General features: G+C 60.3%; 14 protein-coding genes. 7 read left to right on the top strand and 7 right to left on the bottom strand.

Translation table 11 applies throughout. The annotated features are described in order from the left end of the window. Positions 1-9: 9 nt before the first annotated feature. From fdxH to fdhE, 3 genes are read left to right on the top strand one after another with little or no spacing between them, the layout of a single operon-like run. Positions 10-912 carry a formate dehydrogenase subunit beta gene (fdxH, locus tag AFK67_RS00835; RefSeq protein ID WP_007711061.1) on the top strand — a complete coding sequence of 301 codons (903 nt, stop codon included), beginning with the start codon at positions 10-12 and terminating at the stop codon, positions 910-912. Then, on the top strand, positions 909-1,544 hold the full coding sequence (fdoI, locus tag AFK67_RS00830; protein ID WP_007667684.1) for a formate dehydrogenase cytochrome b556 subunit: 636 nt from the start codon (positions 909-911) through the stop codon (positions 1,542-1,544). The genes fdxH and fdoI overlap by 4 nt, the downstream gene beginning before the upstream one ends. Next, positions 1,541-2,470 (top strand): formate dehydrogenase accessory protein FdhE, encoded by a 930-nt coding sequence (gene fdhE, locus AFK67_RS00825; RefSeq protein WP_007711057.1) that lies wholly within the window; start codon positions 1,541-1,543, stop codon positions 2,468-2,470. The genes fdoI and fdhE overlap by 4 nt, the downstream gene beginning before the upstream one ends. A 66-nt stretch (positions 2,471-2,536) precedes the next feature. On the opposite strand, the gene nadS is transcribed toward fdhE, so the two are convergent. The 3 genes from nadS to AFK67_RS00810 form a co-directional block, all read right to left on the bottom strand. Next, a complete protein-coding gene (gene nadS, locus AFK67_RS00820) occupies positions 2,537-2,827 on the bottom strand; it encodes a NadS family protein (RefSeq protein ID WP_007711054.1) in 291 nt (96 codons plus the stop codon). Continuing rightward, positions 2,827-3,138 (bottom strand): type II toxin-antitoxin system RelE/ParE family toxin, encoded by a 312-nt coding sequence (locus AFK67_RS00815; protein ID WP_007711052.1) that lies wholly within the window; start codon positions 3,136-3,138, stop codon positions 2,827-2,829. Before AFK67_RS00815 ends, nadS begins: the two co-directional genes overlap by 1 nt. Positions 3,139-3,332: 194 nt before the next feature. Next, the gene (locus AFK67_RS00810; protein WP_007711049.1) at positions 3,333-3,935 is read right to left on the bottom strand and encodes a LysE family translocator; all 603 of its coding nucleotides are present in this window, start codon (positions 3,933-3,935) and stop codon (positions 3,333-3,335) included. Positions 3,936-4,091: 156 nt separating this feature from the next. On the opposite strand from AFK67_RS00810, the gene AFK67_RS00805 reads away from it, so the two are divergent. Beyond that, positions 4,092-4,964, top strand: coding sequence for an ROK family protein (locus AFK67_RS00805; protein ID WP_007711046.1), 873 nt, complete (start codon positions 4,092-4,094; stop codon positions 4,962-4,964). 24 nt (positions 4,965-4,988) lie between these two features. Here the strand turns inward: AFK67_RS00805 and yiaY are convergent, their stop codons facing one another. The 4 genes from yiaY to AFK67_RS00785 all read right to left on the bottom strand — a co-directional run bounded on the left by yiaY (position 4,989) and on the right by AFK67_RS00785 (position 10,310). After that, positions 4,989-6,140 carry an L-threonine dehydrogenase gene (gene yiaY / locus AFK67_RS00800; protein ID WP_007711026.1) on the bottom strand — a complete coding sequence of 384 codons (1,152 nt, stop codon included), beginning with the start codon at positions 6,138-6,140 and terminating at the stop codon, positions 4,989-4,991. 219 nt (positions 6,141-6,359) lie between these two features. Then, positions 6,360-8,207 (bottom strand): selenocysteine-specific translation elongation factor, encoded by a 1,848-nt coding sequence (selB, locus tag AFK67_RS00795; protein WP_007711021.1) that lies wholly within the window; start codon positions 8,205-8,207, stop codon positions 6,360-6,362. Next, positions 8,204-9,586 carry an L-seryl-tRNA(Sec) selenium transferase gene (gene selA, locus AFK67_RS00790; protein WP_007711018.1) on the bottom strand — a complete coding sequence of 461 codons (1,383 nt, stop codon included), beginning with the start codon at positions 9,584-9,586 and terminating at the stop codon, positions 8,204-8,206. Before selA ends, selB begins: the two co-directional genes overlap by 4 nt. 115 nt (positions 9,587-9,701) lie before the next feature. After that, a complete protein-coding gene (locus tag AFK67_RS00785; RefSeq protein WP_007711015.1) occupies positions 9,702-10,310 on the bottom strand; it encodes a glutathione S-transferase in 609 nt (202 codons plus the stop codon). Between the two features lie 531 nt (positions 10,311-10,841). Between AFK67_RS00785 and AFK67_RS00780 the strand changes: the two genes are divergently transcribed. The 3 genes from AFK67_RS00780 to mtlR all read left to right on the top strand — a co-directional run bounded on the left by AFK67_RS00780 (position 10,842) and on the right by mtlR (position 14,707). After that, the gene (locus AFK67_RS00780; RefSeq protein ID WP_007711012.1) at positions 10,842-12,764 is read left to right on the top strand and encodes a PTS mannitol transporter subunit IICBA; all 1,923 of its coding nucleotides are present in this window, start codon (positions 10,842-10,844) and stop codon (positions 12,762-12,764) included. Positions 12,765-12,970: 206 nt separating this feature from the next. After that, positions 12,971-14,119 (top strand): mannitol-1-phosphate 5-dehydrogenase, encoded by a 1,149-nt coding sequence (gene mtlD / locus AFK67_RS00775; protein ID WP_007711009.1) that lies wholly within the window; start codon positions 12,971-12,973, stop codon positions 14,117-14,119. 48 nt (positions 14,120-14,167) lie between these two features. Then, positions 14,168-14,707, top strand: coding sequence for a mannitol operon repressor MtlR (gene mtlR / locus AFK67_RS00770; protein WP_007711006.1), 540 nt, complete (start codon positions 14,168-14,170; stop codon positions 14,705-14,707). Positions 14,708-14,801 lie beyond the last annotated feature (94 nt).

Below are 14,801 nucleotides of genomic sequence, written 5' to 3'. Positions count from 1 at the left end.
AGACGAATTATGGCTTATCAATCTCAGGATATTATCCGTCGTTCCGCGACTAACGGTTTCACGCCCGCGCCTCAGGCGCGGGACCACCAACAGGAAGTGGCGAAGCTTATCGACGTGACCACCTGTATCGGCTGTAAAGCCTGTCAGGTGGCGTGCTCGGAGTGGAACGATCTGCGTGACGAGGTCGGTCATAACGTCGGGGTGTATGACAACCCTGCAGACCTGACCGCCAAGTCGTGGACCGTGATGCGCTTCTCGGAAGTCGAGCAGAACGACAAGCTGGAATGGCTTATCCGCAAGGATGGCTGTATGCACTGCGCCGATCCGGGCTGCCTGAAGGCGTGTCCGTCGGAAGGGGCTATCATTCAGTATGCCAACGGCATCGTCGATTTTCAGTCTGAACAGTGCATCGGCTGCGGCTACTGCATCGCGGGCTGTCCGTTCGATGTGCCTCGCCTGAACCCGGAAGATAACCGCGTCTACAAATGCACCCTGTGCGTAGACCGCGTGACCGTGGGCCAGGAGCCGGCGTGCGTGAAAACCTGCCCAACTGGCGCTATCCACTTTGGCTCCAAAGAGGATATGAAACAGCTGGCGGGCGAGCGCGTGGCGGAGCTGAAAACCCGTGGTTATGAAAACGCGGGCCTGTACGATCCGGCAGGCGTTGGCGGTACACACGTCATGTACGTGTTGCACCACAACGACAAGCCGAATCTGTACCACGGCCTGCCGGAGAACCCGGAAATCAGCGAAGCCGTTAAGTTCTGGAAAGGCATCTGGAAACCGCTCGCGGCCATCGGCTTTGCGGCGACCTTCGCAGCCAGCGTCTTCCACTACGTCGGTATCGGTCCAAACCGCGCCGAGGAAGATGACGAGAACCTGCACCATGACGATGATGAGGTGCGTAAATGAAAAGACGTGACACCATCGTGCGCTACAGCGCGCCGGAACGCATCAACCACTGGATCACCGCCTTCGCCTTCGTGCTGGCGGCGGTGAGCGGGCTGGGGTTCTTTTTCCCCTCCTTCAACTGGCTGATGAATATTCTCGGTACGCCGCAGCTGGCGCGCATTCTCCACCCCTTCGTTGGGGTGGTGATGTTCGCCTCGTTCATGCTGATGTTTTTCCGTTACTGGCACCACAACCTCATTAACCGTGACGATATCCTGTGGGCGAAAAATATCCACAAAATCGCCATGAACGAGGAAGTGGGCGATACCGGGCGCTATAATTTCGGTCAGAAGTGCGTCTTCTGGGCGGCTATCCTGCTGCTGCTGCTGTTACTGGCAAGCGGCGTGGTTATCTGGCGTCCGTGGTTCGCGCCGATGTTCCCCATCCCGGTGATTCGCCTGGCGCTGCTGGCGCATTCATTTGCCGCGGTGGCCTTGATTGTGGTTATCATGGTGCATATTTACGCGGCCCTGTGGGTCAAAGGCACCATTACCGCCATGGTGGAAGGCTGGGTTACCAAAACCTGGGCGAAGAAACACCACCCGCGCTGGTATCGCGAAGTGCGCGAGAAACAGGAAAAATCGACTGAATGAGTATTCGCATCATCCCGCAAGACCAGCTGGAGAAGAGCGATAAACGCACGGCGGAAGTGATTCCGCCGTTATTGTTCCCCAGACTGAAAAACCTGTATAACCGCCGCGCCGCACGTCTGCGCGAGCTGGCTGAAAACAATCCGCTGGGCGATTACCTGCGTTTTGCCGCGCTGATAGCCCATGCCCAGGAAGTGGTGCTGTATGACCACCCGCTGGAGATGGATTTAACGGCTCGCATTAAAGAGGCGGCAGACCAGGGCAAGCCCCCGCTCGATATTCACGTGCTCCCGCGTGACGGTCACTGGCAGAAGCTGTTGCAGTCGCTGATTGCCGAACTGAAGCCAGAGATGAGCGGCCCGGCGCTGGCGGTTATCGAGAATCTCGAAAAAGCCTCCGCGCAGGAGCTGGAAACGATGGCAAGCGCGCTGTTCAGCGCGGATTTCAGCGCGGTGAGCAGCGATAAAGCGCCGTTCATCTGGGCGGCGCTCTCGCTTTACTGGGCGCAGATGGCAAGCCTCATCCCCGGCAAAGCCCGCGCGGAGTATGGCGAAGCGCGCCAGTTCTGCCCGGTCTGCGGCAGCATCCCGGTTTCCAGCATGGTGCATATCGGTTCAAGCCAGGGCCTGCGCTACCTGCACTGCAACCTGTGTGAAACCGAGTGGCACGTGGTGCGCATCAAATGCAGCAACTGCGAGCAGACCCGCGATCTGCATTACTGGTCGCTGGAAAGCGAGCAGGCGGCGATCAAAACCGAAAGCTGCGGCGACTGCGGCACTTACCTGAAAATTCTCTATCAGGAAAAAGACCCGAACGTTGAAGCGGTGGCGGACGACCTGGCCTCGCTGGTGCTTGACGCCCGTATGGAGCAGGAAGGCTTCGCCCGAAGCTCTATCAACCCGTTCCTGTTCCCCGGAGAGGGTGAATAACCTGTCTGTAGCCCGCCTGAAAGGGCGGGCTTATTTCACAACCCATTGAATATTATTGGCTTAATGTTACGAAGCCAGCGCCGGAATCACGTGCTGCGGGTCCCGGGCGATGGCTCGCAGCAGCGCACGCGCAGGCCCGGTAGGAGAGCGTCGGCCCTGCTCCCAGTTGCGTAATGTATCAACGCTCACGGCAATCAGGCTGGCGAATTTCGTTTGCGAGAGCCCGGATGCCTGTCTGATTTCTTTTATTTTCAGCGCATCAATGGTGAAAGTTCGTGAAGGCTCGCGGCTGCCTTCATCGATTTCATTCATCTGCCGCATACTTGCTGCTAACTGTTCAAAAAGCGCCTTGTCCATCACCACCTCGCGTTGAGCATTCTGAGCACTGTTTTTTCCTGAGGCGAGAGCGCGTCTTTTATCCCCTTGCGATAAATCAGCAGGAGTCGAATTTCATCCGTCTGCGAACGGTAGAAATAGATTACCCTGACGCCGCCTCGCTTACCCCGACCATTCGCCTGCCAGCGCGCTTTGCGAAGCCCGCCGGTCTCGGGGATCACGTCGCCGGAGCAGGGTTGTGTCGCCAGAAATCGCTGAAACTCTCCGTATTCGTCATCACTCAGGAGGGCGGTCACGGCCCGGGTGAAGATTTCCGTTTCAATAAATAACATATCCCTACGCCAGTGAACGATGTTAACACAGCAGAAAGGTACGTCAATGGCGTACCCTGAGGGGAATACGCTAGCGTGATGACAGGTGCGCGGCAACGCCCCACAGGGGAAGATTTCCCTTCTGCGAGCCGCCTTCCGTAATGGTTTTTCCTGTTACATCAGTAGGATAAATACTTAGCGATATGCCCGCCCGCTTACGTTAGCAGCGCGAGCGCGGAAGAGAGCGTGAGGATAAACAGAAACAGGCCGCCGCCGGTATCGACGACCACTTTCAGCCAGCGCACCGAAAAGCGGCGGGTGGTCAATACGATAGCCCCGCCGCACAGCAGCAGCCAGGCTGCCATAATGGCGACATGTACGCTGGCGAGCAGCAGATAATGCGCAAAGGCCGTGCCAGCGAAAGCAGGCACCACGGTCAGCCAGAGCAGGACGGCCTTGATGTTGAACAGGTTCGCGAACAGCGCCTCTTTAATGCCCGCGCCACGGCTCTCCACGGCGTGCTGAGGACGCCGCCAGGCCTGAATACCGCTTGCGATAAGCCGCAACGCCAGCCAGAGCAGGTAGAGCGTGCCTGTCACCTGTAGCGCTTTCATCACCGGCGGGTAGCGCACCAGCAGCTGCGTCACGCCAAGCCCCACCAGCGACGCGTGGATGTAGATGCCAATCATCGTCCCCACTATCACGCTGAACACGCCGGTCAGCCCCCGGTGGATCACGTTGTTCATCGCAAGTGTAAAGCTGGCACCGGGAGAGAGCGCCACCGGCGCAATCGCCAGCACAAAACCTGAAATATCCACACGTCCGCCTCTGTTCACATTCCCCCTTACTTAACCACAATCGCGGCACCCCCGACATTCACCAGAAATTGCGGTGGATTACTTTCCTTTACGTTGCGTTTTGCCAGCTGCGCCATACTCAACGATGGAACCCGGTTGGTCACACAAGGAAAACCCATGCGTAAATTTATTGGCTTCGACGTAGGCGGCACCCATATCAAACACGGCCTGATAACCGAAGAGGGCGAAGAACTTTCCAGCGACGAATATGACACTGACTACGATCCTGAAGCCTTTAAAAACGCCTGGCGCGCGGTAGTCGAACAGTATCAGCAGCAGGAGGAGATTGCGGGCATCGGCGTCAGTTTCCCCGGCTATATCAACCCCGGCACCGGCCATGTGCCGAAAGCGGGCGCGCTTGAGTTTCTCGACGGCTGTAATCTGCTGGCGCTTTTCGGCGAGCTGACGTCGCTGCCGGTCACGGTGGAGAATGACGCCAACTGCGCGGCGCTCGGCGAGATGTGGCGCGGCGCGGGCCAGCGCTACGACTCCTTCATCTGCATGACTATCGGCACCGGTATTGGCGGCGGGCTTATCCTGAACCGCGAACTGCTGCGCGGCGCGCACTTTCGCGCGGGCGAGTTCGGCGTGATCCCGGTGGGCGATAACGGCGAAAACATGCATCAGGTCGCCTCCGCGCGCGGGCTGACGGAGGCGAGCCGCCGGGCGCTGGCGCTGCCGTCCGACGCCCCGCTGCACGGCAAAGCGATTTTCGAGCGCATGGCTCACGATGTGCATCTGCGCGACGTGGTGGAACGATGGGTCGGTTATCTGGCGCGCGGCGTCTACAGCGTGGTGTCGCTCTACGATCCGCAGGTGGTGCTGATTGGCGGCGGCATCAGCCAGCAAAAAGAGCTCTACCCGATGCTCGAACGCAGCCTTGAGAAATATAAATTCTGGGAGGCATTGCAAGTGCCGATTCAGCCATGCCAGCTTGGTAATCAGGCCGGGCGGCTCGGCGCGGTGTTTCTGGCGAAGCAGAAACAGTAGCCCCGCCGCAGCGGGGCGTAAGCGTTACATCGCCGCGCGGTAAATCGCCATGATCTCCGCGTGGCTCGCCTGGACCGGGTTCGTTAACCCGCAGGCGTCTTTCAGCGCGTTGTGCGCCAGCTGCGAAATATCCTCTTCACGGACTTTCAGCTCTCGTAAGCCCGCGGGAATATTCACCTGACGGGCCAGCTCGCAGATGGCGGCGATACAGGCGTCGGCTCCTTCGGCGTCGCCGAGACGACGCACGTCGACCCCCATAGCCGCCGCGCAGTCACGCAGGCGATGCGCCGCCACGCTGCTGTTAAAGCGCTGCACGTGCGGCAGGAGCACCGCGTTGCAAACGCCGTGCGGCAGATCGTAAAAGCCGCCCAGTTGATGCGCCATCGCGTGGACATACCCCAGCGACGCGTTGTTAAACGCCATGCCCGCCATAAACTGCGCCCAGGCCATCGCTTCGCGCGCCCCGACGTTATCGCCCTCCTCCACAGCCTGCGGCAGCGCGCGTGTAATCATGGTGATGGCTTTCAGCGCGCAGGCGTCGGTGACAGGCGTCGCGGCGGTAGAGACATAAGCTTCGATGGCGTGGGTCAGCGCGTCCATGCCTGTCGCGGCGGTCAGCGATTTCGGCATACCCATCATCAGCGCCGGATCGTTAACCGACAGCACCGGCGTCACGTGTTTATCGACAATCGCCATTTTTACGTGGCGATCCGGGTCGGTGATAATGCAAAAACGCGTCATCTCCGATGCGGTGCCCGCCGTGGTGTTGATGGCAATCATCGGCAGCTGCGGTTTGCGGGAGCGGTCGACGCCTTCGTAATCACGGATATCGCCGCCGTTAGCGGCCACCAGCGCGATGCCTTTGGCGCAGTCGTGCGGCGAGCCGCCGCCGAGCGAGATAACGCAGTCGCAGCGGTGCGCGCGCAGCAGGGTTAAGCCCGCTTCCACGTTCTCGGTTGTCGGGTTTGGGTGCGTGCCGTCGAAAATCACGCTCTGAATGCCTTTCTGCGCCAGCAGCTCTTTAAGCTGGCCCGCCATGCCGAGCGCCGACAACATACCGTCTGTCACCACCAGCGCGTTGCGATAACCATATTCGCTGGCGGCTTTCAGAGCCTCGTCGAGACTATTTGTGCCAATCATATTAACTGAGGGAATATAAAACACAGACGCCGTCATACTCATTATCCTTAATGAATGAAATGAGCCTCTGAAAATACACCCCACGCCAGCGTGAAAAAAGCGAACCGCCGCGAATTAACAGGAATTCACGGGCAAAAAGCACCATAAAATAAAAGCGTTACTGAAACCGCTAATAATTATTCAGGTGATAACTAAAAGAAAGGGAATATATATTTAGCCAATATATATTCCCGGGAAAGTGCGCTATTTAACGCGTTACAACGCGGAATTAAACAGCGCGCTGTCGCGCAGCAGATGCTCATTACCGCGCCGACGCGTAAAACCGATGCGGTCGAAATATTCCAGTATCTGGATCGCCAGTTTACGGCCCACGTTCAGACTGTCGCGAAAATCGGCGGCGACGGTCGCGCCTTTTTCCTGATCGAGCGCGCGGATCAGATCGGCAAACGCCACGATGCGATCGTGGCGGTAGTAGCGATCTTTCACGATCGCGGTGATAAAGCCCTGCTGGGCGGCGAGCCGCAACAGCTGGCGCATCGCCTGCTCATCGGTGCCTGCTTCGCGCGCCAGATCGCGCACCCACCAGGGCTCATCGCCGAACAGCCCCTGGATTTTCTCCCACAGCACCTGCTGCGCCTCGCTGAAGCCCGCCTTGTGGCCCGGCAGATGCAGCCAGCCTTCGCGGCTCGCGAGCTGTCCGTCGCGCCGCATTTTCTCTATCAGCGCCAGCACCAGCGGCTCCGGCTCGGAAGGAAGCGCCATGCGCCGCAGGCGCTCGCGGCCAGGGCCCGGCTCTTCGCCGTGGGTTTCATGGTAGCGGGCGAGCGTCATGAGGAGTTTCTCCTGCCAGCGCGCGGCCAGTTCGTCGCTCAGCAGATACCCGCTCGCCTGGAGATACGCCGCGCCGCCCGCCAGCGCGTCGAGGGCAGGCGTGGAAAGCTGGCGCGCCCAGCCGAATGTCGCGAGCGCCACCGCGCCGCGCGCCGCATGAAGCCGCAGCGCGTCGGCGTCGGTCTGCGCCCTGGCAAGCTGCGCCAGGAACGCGAGAAACTCGGGCTGGCGTTTGCCGCGTCGCGGCGTTTCCAGCGTCACGACGCGCGCCCCCGCCAGCGTCTGCCGGGCGCTGATATCGCGCAGCACCAGCCGGTCGTTGTCGGCCAGATACAGCGGCGTGTCGAGCACCAGCTCCGCGAGGTTATCCTCAAGCAGCGAGACGCGCCCGGTAACGTGGCTTGCGGCATGGTGAATATGCAGCGGCTGCCACTGCTGGAGCGGCGCGTGGCGCTCCAGCGTGACGATGGCCCGCTCCACGGCCTGCGGCGGCGCGTCGGTCAGCAGCCAGTCGCCGCGCCGGATATCGGCTTTCTGCGCGTCGCCGCTGATATTCAGCGCGATACGCTGCCCAGCGAACGCGCGCTCTGTCGGCTGGTTCTGCGCATGCAGGCCGCGCACGCGCATGGGGGTATTCGCGCCGGTTAAAAACAGCGTATCGCCGACGTTTACCTCGCCGGAGAGCGCCGTACCGGTGACGACCAGGCCTGCGCCCTTAACGGTAAAGGCGCGATCGACCGCCAGACGAAAACGCTGCCCGCCGGTGTGCGCGCGCGCCGGCAGCTGGCGCAGATGATCGCGCAGCGCGTCCACGCCCGCGCCCTCGGTCGCCGCGGTGACGAAGAGAGACGCGTCGTTCCAGCCGTGCTCCCGCAGCGTCGCCTGTACCGCTTCCCGCACCTGCGCCACGCGGGCATCGTCCACCCGGTCGGCTTTGGTCAGCGCCACGGTCAGCGTCGGCTGGCCGGTCAGTTGCAGGATAGCCAGATGCTCGCGCGTCTGGGCCATCACGCCGTCGTCGCACGCCACCACCAGCAGCGCGTGGTCGATACCGCCGACGCCCGCCAGCATATTGGCGAGAAATTTTTCATGGCCCGGCACGTCGATAAAACCGATGACGCGCCCGTCCGGCTGCGGCCAGTAGGCGTAGCCGAGGTCAATCGTCATGCCGCGTTTTTTCTCTTCCGGCAGACGGTCAGCGTTGATGCCGGTAAGCGCTTCGAGCAGCGTGGTTTTGCCGTGGTCCACATGACCGGCGGTGGCGATAATCATTGCAACAACATCTCCATCAGTCCTGCTTCATCTTCAAGACAGCGTAAATCGAGCCATAAGCGCCCCTCGCCCACGCGGCCAATCACCGGCACGGGCAGCCGACGCCAGCGGGCCGCCAGCGCCTCAAGACGGCTGCCGCGCCCGTCGCGCGGGGTGAACGTCAGCGCCGCGCCGGGAAGCCGGTCAACCGGCAGCGAGCCGCTGCCTATCTGCGACAGGCAGGGCATCACCTCAACCAGAAATTCGTCGCCATAGCGGGCCTCGAGCGCCGGTCGCAGGCGCTGCGCTTGCGCGCTGATGTCATCCGCCTGACGCGTTAGCAGCCGCAGCGTCGGCAGGCGTTGCGCGAGTTTTTCCGGGTGCAGATAGAGGCGCAGCGTCGCGTCGAGCGCGGCGAGCGTCATTTTATCGGCGCGCAGGGCGCGTTTGAGCGGGTGCTTTTGCAGCGCGGCGATGAGTGCTTTTTTGCCGACGATAATCCCCGCCTGCGGCCCGCCCGGCAGTTTATCGCCGGAGAAACTCACCAGACTCGCGCCAGCGGCGAGCGCCTCCTGCGGCATCGGCTCTTTCGGCAGGCCGTACTGGCTGAGATCGACCAGCGAGCCGCTGCCCAGATCGATAATCACCGGAACCGTCGACGCCTGCGCCAGCTCGCCCGCCTCCACGGCTTTGGTAAAGCCTTCTATCTGGTAATTGCTGGTATGCACTTTCATCAGCAGCGCCGTCTGCTCGTTGACAGCCTCAAGATAATCTTTCAGGTGCGTGCGGTTAGTGGTGCCGACTTCCACCAGCTGACAGCCCGCCTGGCGCATCACATCGGGAATGCGAAACGCGCCGCCGATTTCCACCAGCTCGCCGCGCGAGACAATCACCTCTTTGCCCGCGCCCAGCGCCGCCAGCATCAGCAGCACCGCCGCGGCATTGTTATTGACGATGCAGGCATCTTCCGCGCCGGTCAGCTCGCAAAGTACCTCCGCCAGCGCGCGGTCGCGGTGGCCGCGCTCGCCGCCTTCGGCGTCATACTCCAGCGTCACGGGCGAGCGCATGGCGCGAACCACCGCGTCCACCGCCTCCTGCGCCTGTAACGCGCGGCCAAGATTGGTGTGCAGCACGGTGCCGGTGAGGTTAAAGACCGGGCGCAGCGCGCTTTGCGCGGCGCGGCTGAGCCGTGCTGCGGCCTCCGTGGGCCAGCCGTCGCCCCACGACGGCAGCGCCTGATGCTCGCGGATAGCGGCGCGCGCCTCGTCCTGCATCGCGCGAAGCGTATGGACCACGCGCGTATGGCCGTAGGTATCCAGCAGCGGCTGGAAAGCGCTGTCGCGCAACAGGCGGTCGGTGGCGGGAAGCTGGCTGTAAAGCAGACGGGAATCGGTCGTCATGGCGTGCATAAACCTGGATAAAACGTGGCGATAATTTAGCAGGAATCGCGGGGCAGTTCAGTCCCCGCTCGCGGTAAGCGCAACAAAGGGCGGTTTCGCCGCCCCTGCGCGACGGTCAGGCGGTCGGCGGTTCGGTGCGCGCGAAGCTTTCGCGGGCGAAGAGTGATTCCACCAGCTTCACCAGATGCGGGCGCTGCGCGCACCAGCCCGGCGCCACGCGGCGGAAATTAAGGTAACCGATGGCGCAGCCGACCGCGATAGTGGCGAGCGTCAGTTCATCGGCTTTCAGCGTGCCGTCGGCGGCGTAGCCTTCCAGCGCATCGAGGCTGCGGTTGATTTTCTCACGCTGGCGCAGCAGTTCATTTTCCGACTGCTGCGCCGCCGGGCGCGCCTGTTCGCGCACCGACACCAGCGCCGCGTCCATCACGCCGTCCGCCAGCGCTTCCAGCTGGCGCACTTTCAGCGCCGCGAGCGGCTCCTGCGGCACCAGCGCCGGAGGGGTATCCAACAGCTCGATATATTGCGCGATGATCGGCGAATCGAACCAGGTCTCGCCTTTTTCGGTCACCAGCGCCGGTACTTTCCCGAGCGGATTGTACTGCGCCATGCCGTTTTCTTCGGCATAGGGCGATTCATTGATGAATTCAAACGTGATGCCTTTTTCGAGCAGCATCACGGAGATTTTGCGCACGAACGGGCTGGTGTAACTACCGATGAGTTTCATGACCGGGTCCTTTTACGTTAACGCCAACGAGAGGATAAGTATGGGTCAGAATACGCGAAAAGGCGGCGCGGCGGCGCGCTAAAACACACGCGGGCAGCCTTCAACGAACGTCTTTTTCTGTCATCTGCCTGCTGTAACTTTCTTACAGGCTATTCTTTATCACGTGAATAAAAAATGAACGGCAGCCGTTCGGATTTTTCCTGGAAAATAATTTGTGATTTACATCACAAATGAATAACAAAGATCCCGCAGAGAAATGTGATTTTATTCACATTTATAGGCGATCGGCGCTGACATTTTGCGCATTGTCTTTTTTTTACACGCTATTTTTGTGAAATAAGTCACGCTATAGCACCCCTGACACCCCGGCTTCACGTGATCAGGATCACACTTAAACCACCTGTCTGGACACCATCGCGATTCAGTGCCAGATTTCGCGTCATCAGAGCATGGGTCCGGCTACCTCTGCCGCCACGTTAACAATAAACCTCGGGCCGCAAGCCTGCGCGTAAACATAAGAAGGGGTGTTCTATGTCATCCGATATCAAGATCAAAGTGCAAAGCTTTGGTCGCTTTCTCAGCAATATGGTAATGCCTAACATCGGCGCGTTTATCGCCTGGGGTATTATCACCGCGTTATTTATTCCCACAGGATGGTGGCCCAACGAGACGCTGGCGAAGCTGGTCGGCCCGATGATCACCTACCTGCTGCCGCTGCTTATCGGTTACACCGGCGGTAAACTGGTCGGCGGCGAGCGCGGCGGCGTGGTGGGCGCGATTACCACGATGGGCGTTATCGTCGGCGCGGACATCCCGATGTTCCTCGGCGCGATGATCGCAGGCCCGCTGGGCGGCTTCTGCATCAAGAAATTCGACGCCTCGGTCGATGGCAAAATCAAATCCGGCTTTGAAATGCTGGTGAACAACTTCTCCGCGGGCATCATCGGTATGATCCTCGCGATTCTGGCGTTCCTCGGCATTGGCCCGGCGGTAGAAGTGCTCTCCAAAGTGCTGGCCGCTGGCGTGAACTTCATGGTGGTTCACGACATGCTGCCGCTGGCGTCGATTTTCGTTGAACCGGCGAAAATCCTGTTCCTGAATAACGCCATCAACCACGGCATCTTCTCGCCGCTGGGCATTCAGCAGTCTCATGAGCTTGGCAAATCTATCTTCTTCCTGATTGAAGCCAACCCCGGTCCGGGCATGGGCATCCTGCTGGCGTACATGTTCTTTGGCCGCGGCAGCGCGAAACAGTCTGCGGGCGGCGCGGCTATCATCCACTTCCTGGGCGGTATCCACGAGATTTACTTCCCGTATGTGCTGATGAACCCGCGTCTGATTATCGCCGTTATCCTGGGCGGTATGACCGGCGTGTTCTGCCTGACCATCCTGAACGGCGGCCTGGTCTCTCCGGCATCTCCGGGCTCTATCCTCGCGGTGCTGGCGATGACCCCGAAAGGCGCGTACTTCGCAAACCTGGTGGCGATTTTCGCCGCGATGGCGGTCTCCTTCGTGGTGGCGGCTATCCTGCTGAAAACCAGCAAAGTGAAAGAAGAAGACGATATCGACGCGGCAAACCGTCGTATGCAGGACATGAAAGCGCAGTCTAAAGGCGCGACGGCAACTGCCGCGAGCGCGGATCTGAGCAACGACCTGAGCCACGTGCGTAAAATCATCGTCGCCTGCGACGCCGGTATGGGTTCCAGCGCGATGGGCGCAGGCGTACTGCGTAAGAAAGTGCAGGACGCGGGCTTAAGCCATATCTCCGTGACTAACAGCGCCATCAACAGCCTGCCGGGCGACGTGGATCTGGTGATCACCCACCGCGACCTCACCGAGCGCGCGATGCGCCAGGCGCCGCACGCGCAGCATATTTCGCTGACCAACTTCCTGGACAGCGGCCTGTACGCGGGCCTGACCGAACGTCTGGTCGCCGCGCAGCGCCACAGCCAGAACGAAGATAAAGTGCGCACCAGCCTGCATGACAGCTTCGATGCCAGCGACAGCCATCTGTTTAAGCTCGGCGCGGAGAACATCTTCCTCGGCCGTCAGGCGAGCAATAAAGAAGAGGCGATTCGCTTTGCCGGTGAGCAGCTGGTAAAAGGCGGCTACGTGCAACCGGAGTATGTGGACGCGATGCTGGAGCGCGAAAAACTCACCCCGACCTATCTCGGCGAGTCCATCGCGGTTCCGCACGGCACCGTTGAAGCGAAAGACCGCGTGCTGAAAACCGGCGTCGTGTTCTGCCAGTATCCGCAGGGCGTGCGTTTCGGCGAAGAAGAAGACGATATCGCTCGTCTGGTGATTGGTATCGCCGCTCGCAACAACGAGCACATTCAGGTTATCACCAGCCTCACCAACGCGCTGGATGATGAAAGCGTGATTGCGCGCCTGGCGCAGACCCAGAGCGTTGATGAAGTGTTGGCGCTGCTGTCGGGTAAAAACGTGGCGTAACGCCATCCAGAGAGGGACGCTGTCCCTCTCTTTGCTTTGTGCTATTGAGAAGTGCTTGAGTCGTTATTGAGATGTTTGTGCTCCACCAGGGCAACCTTACCTCTCCCACTTCGGGAGAGGGCAAGGGAAAGGGAGGTCGCACGCAGCACCCTTTCCCCCGCCCTCTCGGGTGACACCGTTTCCGCTTTAAGTAAGAAGGTATTCCCATGAAAGCATTACATTTTGGCGCAGGTAATATTGGTCGTGGCTTTATTGGCAAACTCCTCGCGGACGCAGGCATCGGCCTGACATTCGCCGACGTTAACCAGACGGTGCTGGACGCGTTAAACGCGCGCCACAGCTACCAGGTGCGCGTGGTGGGCGAACAAGAGCAGATTGATACCGTCTCAGGCGTCGACGCGGTCAACAGCACCAGCGACGACGTGGTGACGCTTATCGCGCAGGTCGACCTCGTGACCACCGCCGTCGGCCCGGTCGTGCTGGAACGTATCGCCCCGGCGATTGCCAAAGGCCTGGCGCTGCGTAAAGCGCAGGGCAACGAGCGCCCGCTCAATATCATCGCCTGCGAAAACATGGTGCGCGGCACCAGCCAGCTGAAAACGCATGTCTTTAACGCGCTGGCGCAAGACGATAACGCCTGGGTGGAAAGCCACGTCGGCTTCGTGGATTCCGCCGTCGACCGTATCGTGCCGCCGTCGGAATCCGCCGCGAACGATCCGCTGGAAGTGACCGTTGAGACCTTCAGCGAGTGGATCGTCGACAAAACCCAGTTTAAAGGCGAGCTGCCGACCATTCCTGGCATGGAACTCACCGACAACCTGATGGCGTTTGTTGAACGTAAGCTCTTCACCCTGAACACCGGGCATGCTATAACCGCCTACCTCGGAAAACAGGCCGGTCATCAGACCATTCGCGACGCCATTCTGGATGAGAAAATTCGTCTGGTGGTGCGCGGCGCGATGGAAGAGAGCGGCGCGGTGCTGATTAAACGCTACGGCTTTGACGACGCGAAGCATGCCGCTTACATCGAGAAAATCCTTGGCCGCTTTGAAAACCCGTATCTGAAAGATGACGTGGAGCGCGTGGGCCGCCAGCCGCTGCGTAAACTGAGCGCGGGCGACCGTCTGATTAAACCGCTGCTGGGCACGCTGGAATATGGCCTGCCGCACCAGAACCTGGTACTGGGCATCGCCGCCGCGATGCATTTTCGCAGCGCAGACGACCCACAGGCGCAGGAGCTCGCGCAGCTTATCGCCGATAAAGGCCCACAGGCCGCGCTGGCGCAGATCTCTGGTCTGGATGCGAACAGCGACGTCGTCGCCGGGGCGGTAAACGCGTATAACGCAACAGCGTAATAACTAACGGGCGCGGCTGAGTCTGCGCCCGCTGATGACTTGTCAGATATGCAGGCAATGATGGAAGAAACCCAGGCCTTTGAAAACCGTGTGCTTGAGCGTCTGAATGCTGGCAAAACCGTAAGAAGCCTGTTGATCGCCGCCGTTGAGCTCCTCGCCGAGGCGGTCAACATTCTGGTATTGCAGGTGTTTCGTAAAGACGACTACGCGGTGAAATATGCCGTTGAGCCGTTGCTCGACGGAAGCGGCCCGCTGGGCGATCTCTCCGTGCGCCTGAAGCTGATTTACGGGCTTGGCGTTATCAGCCGCGCCGAGTATGAAGACTGCGAGCTGCTGATGGCGCTGCGCGAAGAGCTCAACCACGACGGCAACGACTACGCCTTTACCGACGATGAAATCCTCGGCCCCTTCGGCGAGCTGCATTGCGTCGTTGCGCTGCCGCCTGCGCCGCCCGCGCTGGAGAGCAGCGATCCGCAACTGCTCCAGATGCAAAAACAGCGTTACCAGCAGGTGGTACGCTCCACGATGGTGCTATCCCTGACCGAGCTACTCTCGAAAATCAGCTTAAAAAAAGCCTTCCAGAAGTAGCCACAAGGGCCGAACAGCGCTTTTGCCTCTCTCCTCTGAGCTCCCCGCCCGTCACCGCCGCCATCCGCTCTGTGCTACACTGCGACGCAGTTAA

The sequence above is a fragment of the Cronobacter dublinensis subsp. dublinensis LMG 23823 genome (assembly GCF_001277235.1).
Classification (GTDB): domain Bacteria; phylum Pseudomonadota; class Gammaproteobacteria; order Enterobacterales; family Enterobacteriaceae; genus Cronobacter; species Cronobacter dublinensis.
The sequence above is the reverse complement of the archived record's forward strand: the minus strand, read 5'-3'. Positions and strand labels throughout refer to the sequence as shown.